The sequence below is a fragment of the Azospirillum sp. TSH20 genome, assembly GCF_003115935.1.
Classification (GTDB): domain Bacteria; phylum Pseudomonadota; class Alphaproteobacteria; order Azospirillales; family Azospirillaceae; genus Azospirillum.
Genome location: NZ_LGQU01000096.1, coordinates 75,972 through 90,304 on the forward strand (window position 1 = coordinate 75,972; position 14,333 = coordinate 90,304).

The 14,333-nt window shown below is 67.6% G+C and carries 10 protein-coding genes; 1 reads left to right on the forward strand and 9 read right to left on the reverse strand.

The annotated features are described in order from the left end of the window. Positions 1 to 7: 7 nt before the first annotated feature. From TSH20_RS24135 to maiA, 7 genes are all read right to left on the reverse strand, one after another. The gene (locus TSH20_RS24135; protein ID WP_109155738.1) at positions 8 to 1,135 is read right to left on the reverse strand and encodes an ABC transporter ATP-binding protein; all 1,128 of its coding nucleotides are present in this window, start codon (positions 1,133 to 1,135) and stop codon (positions 8 to 10) included. Between the two features lie 41 nt (positions 1,136 to 1,176). Then, positions 1,177 to 2,889: an iron ABC transporter permease gene (locus tag TSH20_RS24140; RefSeq protein ID WP_109155737.1), complete on the reverse strand. Its 1,713-nt coding sequence runs from the start codon at positions 2,887 to 2,889 to the stop codon at positions 1,177 to 1,179. A gap of 75 nt (positions 2,890 to 2,964) precedes the next feature. After that, positions 2,965 to 4,329: an extracellular solute-binding protein gene (locus tag TSH20_RS24145; protein WP_109155736.1), complete on the reverse strand. Its 1,365-nt coding sequence runs from the start codon at positions 4,327 to 4,329 to the stop codon at positions 2,965 to 2,967. A gap of 178 nt (positions 4,330 to 4,507) precedes the next feature. Continuing rightward, complete coding sequence (locus TSH20_RS24150; RefSeq protein WP_109155735.1) at positions 4,508 to 5,854, reverse strand: sigma-54 dependent transcriptional regulator; 1,347 nt, start codon at positions 5,852 to 5,854, stop codon at positions 4,508 to 4,510. A 10-nt stretch (positions 5,855 to 5,864) separates the two neighbouring features. Beyond that, complete coding sequence (locus TSH20_RS24155; protein WP_247871135.1) at positions 5,865 to 8,354, reverse strand: ATP-binding protein; 2,490 nt, start codon at positions 8,352 to 8,354, stop codon at positions 5,865 to 5,867. After that, positions 8,345 to 9,949: an extracellular solute-binding protein gene (locus TSH20_RS24160; protein WP_247871134.1), complete on the reverse strand. Its 1,605-nt coding sequence runs from the start codon at positions 9,947 to 9,949 to the stop codon at positions 8,345 to 8,347. Before TSH20_RS24160 ends, TSH20_RS24155 begins: the two co-directional genes overlap by 10 nt. Positions 9,950 to 10,002: 53 nt before the next feature. Beyond that, positions 10,003 to 10,656 (reverse strand): maleylacetoacetate isomerase, encoded by a 654-nt coding sequence (gene maiA, locus TSH20_RS24165; protein ID WP_109155733.1) that lies wholly within the window; start codon positions 10,654 to 10,656, stop codon positions 10,003 to 10,005. A gap of 314 nt (positions 10,657 to 10,970) precedes the next feature. On the opposite strand from maiA, the gene TSH20_RS24175 reads away from it, so the two are divergent. Continuing rightward, positions 10,971 to 11,477 carry a MarR family transcriptional regulator gene (locus TSH20_RS24175; protein WP_109155731.1) on the forward strand — a complete coding sequence of 169 codons (507 nt, stop codon included), beginning with the start codon at positions 10,971 to 10,973 and terminating at the stop codon, positions 11,475 to 11,477. A gap of 42 nt (positions 11,478 to 11,519) precedes the next feature. Here TSH20_RS24175 and TSH20_RS24180 read toward each other — a convergent pair whose 3' ends face one another. Further along, positions 11,520 to 13,286 (reverse strand): cytochrome c biogenesis protein DipZ, encoded by a 1,767-nt coding sequence (locus TSH20_RS24180; RefSeq protein WP_109155730.1) that lies wholly within the window; start codon positions 13,284 to 13,286, stop codon positions 11,520 to 11,522. Between the two features lie 59 nt (positions 13,287 to 13,345). Next, positions 13,346 to 14,116: an alpha/beta hydrolase gene (locus TSH20_RS24185; protein ID WP_109155729.1), complete on the reverse strand. Its 771-nt coding sequence runs from the start codon at positions 14,114 to 14,116 to the stop codon at positions 13,346 to 13,348. Positions 14,117 to 14,333 lie beyond the last annotated feature (217 nt).

Sequence of the window (14,333 nt, forward strand, 5' to 3'; positions counted from 1 at the left end):
CGGCACCTTATCGGCTGAGGAAGCGGGCCTTGTCGGCCGCAAGGTCGAGAATGATCGGGGCATCCGGGGCGAGCAGAGCATCGCCCGTCTGATGCGGCGCGTCCACCTGCACCAGCTGTCCACCGACGTCAACCGCGTAACGGATCGAGGCGCCCAGGAATTCCCGGTGCCGAATGTTGCCGGTCAGTCGGGCGTGGCCGAAGGCCGGGGGGGCGCCGTCCTGGCGGCCATTCTGACGGATGATCAGGTTCTGCGGACGGAACATCAGCTTGCCTGCTGCCCCCGGCGCCACCGACGGCGGCAGCGCCACCGGCGTGACGCCGTCGGCGACGAAGACGGTGCCGCCGTCGCGGCCCTGCACCGTGCCGTCGAGCACATTGGCAGTGCCGAGGAATCCGGCGACGAACAGGTTGGCCGGATGGTCGTAGAGGTCCTGCGGGGTGCCGACCTGCTGCACCTTGCCGTCGTCCATCACCGCGATGCGGTCGCAGATGGTGTTGGCCTCCTCCTGGTCGTGGGTGACGAAAATGGTGGTCAGGCCGAGCTTGCGCTGGAGGCTCAGCAGCTCCTGGCGCATCTGCACGCGCAGCTTGGCATCGAGATTCGACAGCGGCTCGTCGAGCAGCAGGATCTTCGGCTCGATCACCACGGTGCGAGCGAGCGCCACGCGCTGCTGCTGGCCGCCCGACAGCTGCGATGGCCGGCGGTCGGCCAGATGCTTCAGCCCGACCAGATCGAGAGCGGCATCCACCCGCCGCTCGATCTCGGCGCGGGGCACGCGGCGCTCCTCCAGCCCGAAGGCGACATTGCGGCGCACGGTCATGTGCGGCCAGAGGGCGTAGCTCTGGAACACCATGCCGACGTCCCGGCGGTGCGGCGGCAGGGTGGAGATGTCGCGGCCACCGATGCGGACCTCCCCATCCTGTGCGGTGTTGAAGCCGGCGATCAGCCGCAGGAGCGTGGTCTTGCCGCAGCCGGACGGGCCGAGGAAGGCGAAGAACTCGCCCGGCCTGATGGCGAGATTCACGTCCTTCAGAACATGGTTGCTGCCGTAGGACAGGTTGACGCCCTCAATGTCGACGCCGACGCTCTCGATCCGGGGGACGAGCGCGGCCGGAGAAAACTGGTGGTTCATGATGGGGTTCCCTTCGGGGGCTCTGTCAGTGGTCTTGATCGTTAATGGTCCTGGCCGCGTTCACGGCGACCGCGCTCGATCACGACATGGGACAGGTAGGTGCCCAGACCGACGATGATGACGGCGAAGATGCCCAGCGCCGCACCCGGACCACGCCCGGCCGCCGACTGCATGTAGACGTAGAGGCCGTATGCCAGCGGCGCGTCGCTTTGCGAATGGACCAGCATGATGGTCGCCGACAGCTCGACTGCCGCCGTTGCGAAGCTGGTGACGAAGCCGGCGAGGATGCCGCCCGACATCAGCGGCACGACGATTCGCCCGACCGTGCGCAGCTTGGTGGCGCCGAGATTCTCCGCCGCTTCCTCCAGCGACGAGCTGACCTGCTGCAGGGCCGCGGTGCAGGCGCGCAGTGCATAGGGCAGCCGGCGGATCGCCAGCGCGAAGACCAAGATCAGCCAGAAGTTCGACAGCGGCTGGCCGGAGAAGGGCATCGGCACACCGTAGAAGCTGCGCAGATAGCCAATGCCCAGCACCACGCCCGGCACCGCCAGCGCGGCCATCGCGACGTAATCCAGCCATTGCCGCCCCGGCAGCTTGGTGCGCAGGACCAGATAGGCGATGGCGGTGCCGATCGCCACGTCGAGCAGCGCCGCCAGCGAGGCGTAGAGCAGCGTGTTGGTGATGTACTGTCCGCTCTCGGTGAAGACGGTGTGATAGTGCTTCAGCGTGAAGGCGTCGGGCAGCGGGCTGAAGGACCAGATGGTCGCGAAGGACAGCAGCCCCAGCCCGATATGCGGCGCCAGAACCAGCACCAGGATCAGCAGCACGATGCCATAGGCCGCCACCAGTTCCAGCGGCTTCAGGCGCCGCTTGGCCAGACCGCCACCGCCGCGCTGCACCGTGGCATAATCCTTGCCGCGCATCGCCAGCGCCGATACCCAGAGCGCCAGCAGCGAGCAGGCGATCAGCACGACGGAGATGACATAGCCCATCGGGTCGGCGATGCCGATCGAGGAGATGCGCAGATAGGCCTGCGGCGCCAGCATGTCGTTGACGTTCAGCAGCAAAGGCGTGCCGAGATCGTCGAACACCTTGATGAAGACCAGCGAGGCGCCGGCGACATAGCCCGGCATCGCCAGCGGGAAGACGATGCGGCGGAACAGGCGGAAGCCGTGGCAGCCGAGATTCTGCGCCGATTCCTCCATCGCCCGGTCGATGATCTTCAGGCTGGCCGACAGGTTGATGAGGATGAAGGGGAAATAGTGGATGCTCTGGACGAAGATGACGCCGTTCAGCCCCTCCATGAAGGGGATCGAAAAGCCGAAATGGTCGCGCAGCAGCAGGTTGACCGTGCCGTTGCGCCCGAACAGCAGCTGCATGGCGACGGCGCCGATGAAGGGCGGCATGATCAGCGGGATGATGCCCAGGCTCTGGATCAGCACGGCGCCGCGGAATTCGAACCGCGTGGTCAGATAGGCGAGCGGCAGTGCCAGCAGGCTCGCCACCACCACCGACATTGCCGAGACGTAGACGGAGTTGCCGAACGACCGCATGAACAGGTCGTTGCGGAAGAAGTCGGCGAAATTGACCAGGGTGAAGGCCCCCGTCGTCTTGTCCTGGAAAGCGACGAAGATGACCTGGACCACCGGAACGACCAGAAACAGCAGCAGGAAGGCAGCGATCAGCAGCGCGGCCAGCGCCGGCCCCGGCCGCACGCGCGCGATGCGGTCGCGCGTGAGCGCAAGTGACGTCATGGAAAAAGGCCCCTTGAGCTGGGGAGAAGAAAAGGGGCGCAACCGACGCGCCCCCGTGCGCAACGCGACGGCGCGTCAGCGCACCAAAGCCATCGCCTCGTCGGCCTTCTTGCGGGCGGCAGCGTAGTTTTCCTTGGCGAAGGCGGCCCACTTCTGCTCGATCTGCGCCTGGCGTTCCGGCACCGCGTCCTTGGCCGACTTGCGCTCCACCGTGAAGGCGCCGGCCAACTGCGGATCGGCGGCCTGCTCCGCCGTCACCGGCATGGCGGCTACGAGGTCACGCGCTTCGGCCAGCAGCGCCTTGGCCTTGTCATTGGGCTTCTTGGCCAGCGCCGCCTCGCCCTGCTGGATTGCCTTGGTCGCCGCCTTGAGGTCGTCGAGCTGGAAGGTGATGAGCTGGTCGAACAGCGCATCCACCACATTGTAGCGGGCCTGCGAGACGTTGACGTCGAAATTCACCTGGGCGCCCAGAGACTTGTCCTTGAACGGATTGGGGTAGCCGGCGGGCGCCTTCTCGTAGGTCGCGGGATTGACCGGCAGGCGGCGGATCGCCGGCTCCAGCAGAACTTCCTGGCCCTTCGGCGACAGCAGGAAATCGACGAAGGTTTCGGCCGCCGCCTTGTTGGGGGCGTTCTTCACCACGCCGATGTTCGCCGGCACGATGGTGGTGACGGTCGGATAGGCGAACTCCACCGGGAAGCCCGATGCCTGGGAGGACAGCGCGAAGAAGTCGATGACGATGCCGACTCCGAAGGCTCCGGAATTGACGCCGTCCGGCACGCCGAAGCTGCGTTCGGTGATGGTGCGGTAGTTGCCGGCCATCTCCTTGTTGGTACGCCAGCCCTTCTCCCAGCCTTCGCCCTGAAGGATGGTCTCGATGGTCAGGTGCGTCGTGCCGGAGCGCGACGGGGCGGAGATCGCGACATGGTCGTAATAGGCCGGCTTGGTCAGATCGGCCCATTCCTTGGGAACCGGCAGATCGTTGGCCTTCATGTAGCGGGTGTTCCACATGATGCCGTAGCCGGACGCGGCGAAGCCGGCATACATCCCCTCGGGATCGTTGACCGGATAGGCGCCGACCTTCTCCGGAATGCCCTCCACCTTGGGCTTGTAGGGCTGCAGGAGCTGGGCGGACTTCAGCACCTCGAACGCATCGGGAGCCGACGCCCAGAACAGGTCGACGCCGTTGTTCGACGCGGTTTCCTGGAGATACTTCACGCCGGCATTGGTGTTGCGGTTCAGGATCTCGACCGTGACCTTCGGATAGGCCTTCTGGAAGGCCTGCTGGTAAGCGGTCGTCAGGTCCTTGGGAAACGAGGTGACGATGACCAGCTTGCCGCTGGCTTCCTGGGCGAAGGCGGCGGTGCCGGACAGCAGCAGAACGGCCAGGGCGGCGGCTGCATTGCCAAGGGTGCGCCTGGCGAGCGTGGTGCGAAGCATCGGTGTTGTTCCTCCCGTGAAGTTTTATGCTTGGAGGTTCAGCAATCCGCGTGCCAAAAGGTCAGGTCTTGTGCGGTCTGGCTTCGCCCGACACCGGTGGGTCAGGATGGGAACATCCGCCGGTGCGGCTGGGTAATGCCGGGAACATGCACCGGGAACATGGCGGGGGCCGCTCCGCTCACTCCTCCGTGAAATCTTCCCGGCTCAGGCCGTGGTGGCGCATCTTCAGATACAGAGTCTTGCGGGTGATCGCCAGCCGCTCCGCCGTTTCGCCGACCCGTCCGCCGCAGCGGGCAAGCGCGTCCTCGATCAACTGCTTCTCGATGCGGTCGATCTGGTCGGCCAGCGGCTCGATCTCCGCCGTTCCGGCCGCCAGCAGGGCGGAAGAGGCTGGCGTGAGGCCGTCGCCCAATCCCAGCGCCACCCGTTCGGCGACATTGCGCAGCTCACGGACGTTGCCCGGCCAGGCGTGGGCGGCGAGGCGACCGAGCGTGGCTGCGTCGAGCGGCGGCGCCGTCCGGCGCGACCGGGTCGCGGCGGCATCGAGGAAATGGCGGAACAGCAGAGGCACGTCTTCCCGCCTTTCCCGCAAGGGGGGCAACGGGACGGTGACGACGTTCAGCCGGTAATAGAGATCCTCGCGGAACCTGCCTTCAGCCGACAGCTTCAACAGATCCACCTTGGTGGCGGCGATCACCCGCAGGTCGAGCGGGATCGTCCGGTTGGCGCCGATGCGCTCGATCGCCCGTTCCTGCAGGACGCGGAGCAGCTTGACCTGGAGATGCATCGGCATGCTCTCGATCTCGTCGAGGAACAGGGTGCCGCCGGCCGCGAACTCCAGCTTGCCGATCCGCCGTCCTTGCGCGCCGGTGAAGGCGCCCGGCTCGTGGCCGAACAGCTCGCTCTCGATGATGGAATCGGGCATGGCGCCGCAGTTCAGCGCCACGAAATTGCCGGTCCGTCGCCGCCCGGCCTCGTGCAGGCTGCGGGCGACCAGCTCCTTGCCGGTGCCGGTCTCGCCGAACAGCAGAACATCGACTTCCGCGTCGGCGAGGTTGGCCACGGCGGCGCGCAGGCGCTCGATGGCCGGCGAGCGGCCGATGATGCGCCCCTCCAGGCCGCCGTCGGCGAGTTGGGCGCGCAGGCGCCGGTTCTCCAGAACCAGCGCGCGGTGGTCCAGGGCGCGCCTCACCACCTCGACCAGATGCCCAGGCTCGGCGGGCTTCTCGATGAAATCGTAAGCGCCCTCGCGGACCGCACGGATCGCCATGGCGATGTCGCCGTGCCCGGTGATCAGCACGACCGGAACCTCCGGATCCACCGTCCGGATCCGGTCCAGCAGGGCGAAGCCGTCCATGCCCGGCATCCGCACGTCGGTCACCACGATTCCCGGCCAGGATGCTCCGAGCCGTGCCAAAGCCGCCTCGGCCTCGGTCACCGCCAGGACGGCCAGCCCCTCCAACTCCAATGTCTGGCGGCTGGAATCGAGCACTTCCGGATCGTCATCGATCAACAGGACGGTCATGGCGGGGCTTTCACGCACGGATCAGGGTGAGGACGAAGGCGGTTCCGCCGGGGCCGCTCTCGGCCACCGACAGCACGCCGCCGAAGTCGCGGACGATGTTGTACGAGATCGACAGCCCCAGACCCAGCCCCGTTCCCATCGGCTTGGTCGTGAAGAACGGATCGAAGATCTGCCCGGCCAGCTCGGCAGCGATCCCGGGACCGCTGTCGCGCACCTCAATACGGACGGTGTCGGGTTCCCCGGTTTGCGCACCGCCCGAAGCCCCCGCCCGGATCAGGATGCGGCGGACCGGGGCAGCGGCCACGGCGTCCAGCGCGTTGCTCAGCAGGTTGACCAGGACCTGCTCCAGCCGCACCTCCTCGGCACGGACCCGCAAGGGGGCGCCAGCATCCGGCAGTTCCACCGCGACGCCAACCGCCTCTTCGCGCAGACGGTCGCCGAACAGCGACAGCGCCCCCTGGATCACCGGCCCCAGTTCAACCGCGCCCAGCCGGGTATCGGGGCGCCGGGCGAAGCGCTTCAGGTGGTTGGTGATGTTCGCCATGCGGGACGTCAGGTCGGCGATCTTGCCCAGATTGCCGCCGGCCTCCTCCGTCCGGCCAAGCTCGATCAGCTTGCGGCCGTTGTGGGCGTAGGAACGGATGGCGGCGAGCGGCTGGTTCAGCTCATGCCCGACGCCGGCGGCAAGCTGGCCGAGTGCCGCCAGCTTTCCGGCCTGGACCAGTTCCGCCTGCGCCTCGCGCAGCTCGCGCTCGGTGCGCCGGTGCTCGGCGATGGCCCGTTCGAGCCGGTCGTTGGTGGCCCGGAGGTCCGCGGTGCGCTCCTGGACCGTGCGTTCCAGGATGTGCTGGGCCTCCACCCGCTCGGTCATGTCGGTCAGCGTGACGATGAAACGCTGCTGCTGGCGGCGCCAGAAGGGACGGACGCCGACCTGCACCGGCACGGCCCCGCCGTCCGGACGACGCCCGGTGGACAGAATCGACAGGGCCGGCGCGGCGCCTTCCTCGGGACCGGCGGATGCCTGGGCGAAGAACGCCGTGACGCGGGCGGCGCCCTCGGCGTCAAGCCGGTCGGCAAGGCGGGGCGTCCCTCCGCCCTGCTCCGCATGACCGTCGGACGGCGGGGCGATCAGGGCGGCGGCGAGCGGGTTGACGAACTCGATCACGCCATCCCCGTCGGTGATCGCCAGACCTGCCTGGGCGTTGTCGATCATCGCCTGGGCGTTCGCCTCCTCCACCGCGATGGCCGTGTCGCGGAAAACCAGAAGCGCTGCCGCCATGTCCGACAACTCGTCGTTGCCGCCCAACGGGATCTCCGCCTTCAGGTCCCCGGCGGCGATGGCGCGGGCGGCGTCCCCCAGCCGGGTCAGGCGGGAGATCAGATTGCGATTGACGTAGAGCCACGCCACCAGCACAGCCACCAGCAGGCTGACCACGGCGCTCGCCAGCAGGGCGGAGCGGCCGAACGCGATGGCCTGGGCGGAGCGCCCGGCGGCGGCGCGGGAATCGCTCTCCACCGCCTGGACCTGTCGGGCAATCAGGCCATTCAGCCGGGCCACGATGTCCCGGTTCTGGGCGAGCAGTTCCTGCCCACGGGCGGTGGTCTCCAGCTCTTCGCGGCGCAACGCCGGCACGCTGCCCTCCGCCCCGCGGGCGAGGGCGAGGAGTTGGCCCACCACCTGCCCCAGCGACACGCCGTCGGGCCAGTCGGCCAGCGCGGTGAGATCGCGTTGCAGCCGGTCGGCGGTCTCCTCGAGGAATCCGGCGTTGTCGTCCAGCATCTCGGGCGTGGCGAGCGTCGCCGCCCGCGCGATCAGCCCGACCGCAAGATTGCCGTTGGCGCCGATCTGCAGCACCGCCTCGCTCCGCCGGTTCTCCTCCCGCAGGACGCGGACGGCATCCGCCGAAGGCTTCCCGCTTTCCACCGACGCCAAGGCGCTCTGGATGTTGAAGCGCGCGTCCGCCACCAAGGGTTCGATCTCGTCGAGGAAATCAGCGTGCAGCCAGCGCAGACGCTCGATGGCCTCCTGGTTGCGGCGGCCGAGCGCCAAGCGGTGGCGTACCGTGCCGTCCAGCTCCGACAGATTGCGGCTGAGCGCATCCACCACCGGACGCAGGCCGGGAACGCCACCTTCGATGGCGTCCGTCAGTGAATGCAGGGCGGCCAGACGGCGGCCCAGCGCCTCGCGGATGGCGTCCATCTCGCCCTCCGTCCGGCTGCCGGCCAGGACGGGCGCGGTGGCGATGATGGCTCCGCCCTCCTCCGCCAGCTTGGCCGCCAGGCCCAGGGCAGGCAGGTGGCTTTCCGCGAACTCGTCCAGCGTGCCGCCCAGCCGGTCATAGGACAGCCAGCCGAGCGCGCAGGCCACCACCGACAGGACCGCGACGGCGACGAAGGCAAGAAAAAGGCGAACCCGGATACCGAAGCGTACCGGCCACGTCCTGCCACCCATCGCGGGCGGTGGGGCCGTCTGGACGCTCGCCTGGGCGCTCATGGCCATCCCCCCTCTCCGGCCGCCACGCGCAGGATGACCAGGGCCCGTTCGGACGCCGACAGAGCCACCTCCAGCTGGTCCTTGGAAAAGGCTCGCCATTCCGCCTCCAGCTCTCCCTGCCGTGCCGAAACCGGCATGCCGCGGGCGGGACGGCGCAGCGCGGCGGGAAAGGCCGGATCGGCAGCCTGGGCGGCGCTGACCGGAACCCCGGTGGCGGCCTTTCGCGCGGCGCGAAGCAGGTCGCGCGCCACCGGATCGGGGGTGGCGGCGAGGCGGGTTTCGCCCTCATGGATCAATTGCCAGACACGGTTGAGCGTCTTCACCCGGAAGGTGATCAGCTCGTCGAACAGCAGGTTGACCAGTTCGTAGCGACGGCTGGACAGACCCCGGTCGAAGAGGAAGAGGTCGTCGCCGGTTTCCCGTGCATAGGGATTGGGGTAGCCGGCGGGTGCGTTGGCATAGCTGTCCGGACGCACCGGCAGCCGTCCGATGTCGGGACGCAGCATCAGTTCCTGTCCGGCCTGTGACAGCAGGAAATCGACGAAGACATTCGCCCCCGCCGGATTGGGAGCACCGCGCAGAATCGCGACGCTGGCCGGGAGGAAAACGCTGTCGACCGGATAGGCAAACCGCAAGCCGCCTGTAGCAGGCTGCTTTTCTTCCACCTCCGGCCCCTGCTCCGCCGATTGGCCTACCCCTTGTCCCAGAAAATCGATGGCCAACCCGATGCCGAAACGGCCCTTTGCAACCCCTTCCACCACGCCGTAGCTGCGCGCCGTCACCGTGGCGAGGTTGCCTGCGATTTCAAGCCATGTCGCCCAGCCGCGCTCCCAGCCCTGGAGTTGCAGCACCGTCTCCACCATCAGATGCATGGTACCCGACCGCGACGGCGCTGTGATGCCCAGGTGCCGGGCATATCCGGGACGCCGCAGATCCTCCCATCCCCGAGGAGCGGCAATCCCGTGCCGGTCGAGGTAGGACTGATCCCAGACCAGCCCGTAACCGGACAGCGCGAAGCCGAGATAGGTGCCGTCAGGATCGTCGACCGGCTGGTTGCCGATGGTCGGCGGGGCGCCGGTCCATCGGGATGCGATCGGGGTCAGCAATCCCGCCGCCTTCAGAACCTCAAAAGCATCCGGGGCAGAGGCCCAGAAAACATCGACGCCCTCGCCTTCGCGGTCCTGCAGCCGGGTGATCGCCGCGGTGGTTTTGGTGTTGATCACGCGCAAATGCCGGTCCGGATGAGCGCGCTCGAAGGCTTCCCGTACCGGCTCGTAGAAGCCGGCAGGAAACGACGTCAAGACGATAATCGTCCCCGATTCCGTGCCCGTCAGGTCCCGACCTGCTGCTGCGACCGGGGCCAGCAGAACCAAGACGACCGCCAGCCTGCGCACCAGGTGTCCTCCGCGGTGCAAGACCCAGCTCAACCCTGCAATCGGATCGCGCGTACGACCGTCCATGCTACCTCCACCGACCACGGCTCCGGAACCGTCCAACACCTCACAGTGCAATGAACTTGTCCAGTTCTGAGCGACGGTGGCGGTTCCGGCGGACAACTTGTTACACACATGATGGCTGTGTTGCATCAGCGGGTCCGACATCGATCCCGCCACACATGTGCGCAGCCGAGGCTAGGTGGTTGTGTCCGGAAATTTCACTTGGTGGAAGCGTCTGCCGACCGAGGCACCGGCGCGTTGGCTGCAAATGCGGACATGGTGCGCAAGGTCGCGACGACGGCGGCGATGCGTGGCCATGGCGCAAGGGAAAGGCCCGCCCGCTCCGCATTGACGGCTTGCGGGAAGAGGACGACGTCCGCAACCGACGGAGCGTCCCCAACGGCGAACCGTCTCTCCGGCTGGCGGGACAACAGGGCTTCGATCGCAGTCAATCCTTCCTGAATCCAGTGGCGGTTCCAGTCCCCAACGGTCAGGGAATCGGCGCCCGGAATGGTGCCCAACCGCTTTGCCACGCGGGGCGGCAAAAGGGGATGGATGTCCGATGCGATGGACAGGGCCACCGACCGCGCCAGGGCGCGTTCGGCCGGATCAGCCGGTAACAGCGCCGGTTCGGGAAACCGCTCGTCGAGATACTCGACAATCGCCAGCGATTGCGTGATCAACGCGCCGTCGTCGGTCAGAAGCGCCGGCACGAGACCCTGCGGGTTGACCGCAAGGTAATCGGCGCTCCGACTGCGCGGCTGCGCACCGAGGATGGAAATCGGGACGCTTTCGACCTCCACCCCCTTCAGGGCCAGCGCGATCCGCACACGGGCGACGGCGGAGGAAATCCGGTCTTCGAAAAGCTTCATGTCTTTGTCCTCACTGTTGGGGCGTGCTCACCGCTGCCGATGCGTCGACAGGCTGGTGCGAAAAGGGGGCGACAGAGGAAGGGAGGGGCTGCGAGAGCAGCGCCAGGATGGAGGGAGCCTCGCGGGGGTCATCGTCCCAGGCGCAGGGGGCGGCAGCGAGCCCGATGGCCGCCGCCATCGCGAGAAGAACACGCATCGTGCTGTCTCCCACAGTGGATGTATGATAATCATTATGATCGTAATCACATCGGCGTGGCGCCAAGGCGGGCGGTTGCGGCGATGGTGATCAGGACAACCGAACTCCCGGTGACGACATGAGCCGTAAGACCTCCAGCACTCCCGCCGCCCCCGCCTCCGACACGCCGGCCGCTGAACCGGGCGGGAGGTCGCAAACCGCCAGGCTGGCGGATTTCATGTGCTTCACGATCTATTCGGCCAACCTTGCCTATTCGCGGGTCTACAAGCCGGTGCTGGAGCAGCTTGGCGTCACCTATCCCCAGTACATCACCATCATCGCCCTGTGGGAGGAGGATCGGCAGACCGTCAAGAGCCTCAGCGAAAAGCTGTTCCTGGAGCCCAGCACCATGACGCCGATGCTCCAGCGGCTGGAGGCGATGGGCTATGTCACGCGGATGCGCGACGACGAGGACGAACGCAGCGTACGCGTCTCTCTGACCGAGGCGGGGCGCCAGCTTCGCGAGAAGGGCTTGGGCTTCGGTGAGTTGACGGTGAAGGCTTCCGGACTTCCGCCCGACGAGTTCCGCGCCCTCCAGAGAGCGGTCGCCCGATTGCGCGACAACCTCCGGGATGCCAGCAAGTGAAAGAGAGTGGATGCGGAGGTCCGGGGCCATGCGGGCTTCTCCTCAACCGAAGGTGAAGGCGTAGGCGTCGACGCCGGGATCGAGGAAACGCACCTCGAACGTCCGCTCCCGCACCGCGCCCGCCTGCCGCACCAGTTGGTAGAGCCTGGTTTCCGAAACGGTGCCATAGCCCTCGGCATCCGTATCCGTTCCGTGATCCGGCCCGGGCGCCATGCCGTCGATGGTGACCTGGAAACGCACGGGCTTGCCGTCCTGGGCCGGACCGAGGATGAGGTGCAGGTCGCGCGCCCGGAAGCGGTAGACGATCGCCCCGCCCGCCCGGTTCAGCCGGGCCTGCTCGGCCCCAACCGTCCAGTTGCCGGAAAGCCCCCAGCGGTTGAGCCGCAGCGCACCGACCGTGTAGTCCTGCGGATGGTCGATGCCGTCCCGTTCCGGCGATGCGAAGTTCGCAGCCTGCCGATAGCCGACATAGGTTTCGCCAGAGCGAATGTCGTCGAGGTCGGCGGGTGCCTGCGCGCCCTGCCCCGCCGGGCTGACGAGCCTCCCATCCTCGTCCCGACGTCCGGCGGCCTCTGCCAACAAATCCTGGATGACCCGTTCGGTCTGTTCGTATCCGCCCTCGCCGAACTGATGATGGCGGATCCGTCCCGTGGCGTCGGCGATGTAGAAGGCTGGCCAATAGCTGTTGCCGAACGCCCGCCAGATGCGGAAGTCATTGTCGATCGCCACCGGGTAGGTGATGGCGAAATCCCGCAACGCCTTCTGCACGTTCCCGATCCGCTTTTCGAAGGCGAACTCCGGGGCATGGACACCGACCACCACCAGCCCCTGGTCCCGGTACTTCTCCGCCCATGCCCGCAGGTACGGCAGCGTGCGGATGCAGTTGATGCAGGAATAGGTCCAGAAGTCGATCAGCACGACCTTTCCGCGCAGCTCCTCCGTGGTGAGCGACTTTGAGTTCAGCCAGTCCGTCGCGCCGTCCAGGGAGGGAAGAACACCCTCGACCGGCAGGCTGCTGCGGTAGACCCGCCGGGCATCGGCGAGCACCAGACCCGTCCCGGACGTCTCCGGCGCACCCGACGTTGCGGCAGTGGCAGACGGAACGGCAGGGGCAAACCTGTCGATCAGCAATTGTTCGACCCCCGTTGTGCCGGCATAGGACAGGCGGGCCAGCAGCCCGGTGTCGAGCCCCAGGGCGATGACGCCGACACCGGCAAGGACGGCGATGCCGAGTCCCTGGCGCAGACGCTCCCCAACACCGAGCGACCGCTTCATCGCCGCCAGCAGCCGGCCGCCGGCAAGAAGGGCGAAGGTCAGGGATGTCGCGGCACCCGCCGCATAGGCCGTCAGCAGCAGCGTGGTTTGCAGGCTGGCGCCATGAAGCGCAGCACCGGTCAGGACCAGCCCGAGGATCGGCCCGGCGCATGGCGTCCACAGCAGACCGGTGGCGACACCCAGCAGAAGCGATCCGGCGACACCGGCCCGACCGGACAGCCGGTTGCCGGCGGCGACCAGCGGTCGGCTGAGCACCGCCGCGGCGCGGGGCGACAGGAGCGTCCATCCGAACACCGCCATCAGCGCGATGGCGGCGGCCCGCCCGGCGCCATTCGCCTCCACCGCCCAACCTCCACCGACGGCGGACAGCGTGGCGACCCCGGCGAAGCTGACCACCATGCCGAACAGCATCGGCAGGACGCTGCGGAACAGCGGCTGCCCCGTCCGGGAAAAGACGAAGGGCACGACCGGCAGGATGCAGGGGCTGACGATGGTCAGGGCGCCCGCCAGGAAGGAGACGAGAAGGAGGATCATGACTGAACCTTTCGAGGGCCGGGTGCGGCTTCGCGCCCGCCCCGAAGATCATTGGAAGATCACTGCGAGACCGCCTCGGCCGCCTCGACGATCAGGGCGGCGACGGCCTCGGGCTTGGCGGCGTAGACGGCGTGGCTGGCCTCGACCGACCGGACATGGCTGCCGGCCCGGCGGGCCATCTCCAGTTCCAGCTCCGGGTTGATCGACCGGTCGGCGGTCGCCACCAGCGCCCAACTCGGTTTGGATTTCCATGCCGGTTCGCCGGCCGGCACCGTGAAGGCGTCCTTCGCCGCGAACACCTGAGAATGGGCGAGGAAGGCCGCATCCGCCGCCGGAAGGTCCGCGGCGAAGGCACCGGCGAAAGCCGGCGGGTCGAGATAGAGGTAGCCGTCGGCGGTGGCCTTGACGGCCCCCGGCTCAGCACCCGACACCGGCTTGCTCTCGGCCAGTTTGGCGAGGCTCTCGCCCTTGTCGGGTTCGAAAGCGGCGACATAGACCAGGGCCGCGACATGGCTGTCGTTCCCGGCCTCGCTGATCACCATACCGCCATAGCTGTGGCCGACCAGGACGGCCGGGCCCGTCTGAAGGGAGAGGACGCGGCGGGTGGCCGCGACATCGTCGCCAAGCGAGGTCAGCGGCTGCTGGACGATCGACACGGCATAGCCCTTGGCGGTCAGGATGTCGGACACCTTGCGCCAGCCTGAGCCGTCGGCGAAAGCGCCATGCACGATGACCACGGACTTCACCGGGGCGGCGGCGGCCGGCGACCAGGGAGCGGCCAGCGACAAAGCCAGACCGAACAGGGCAGGCGGAAACTTGCACCGGAGCATGGAGGTATCTCCTCATGTAATTTGCGTCATAATGATTATTTTGATAAATACATTGACGGAAGGCGGTCTGTCCAGACGGAACGATGCGGATGCCGGCATGCGGCGGGGGGATTTTTGTACCGGTAGGTATCAGCCGACGGGGCGGATACAGACCGACACAAACCGCCGGACGCGGGCAGGACCCCACCCGTCTTAGGACCGCCGAACAGCAGCGGGG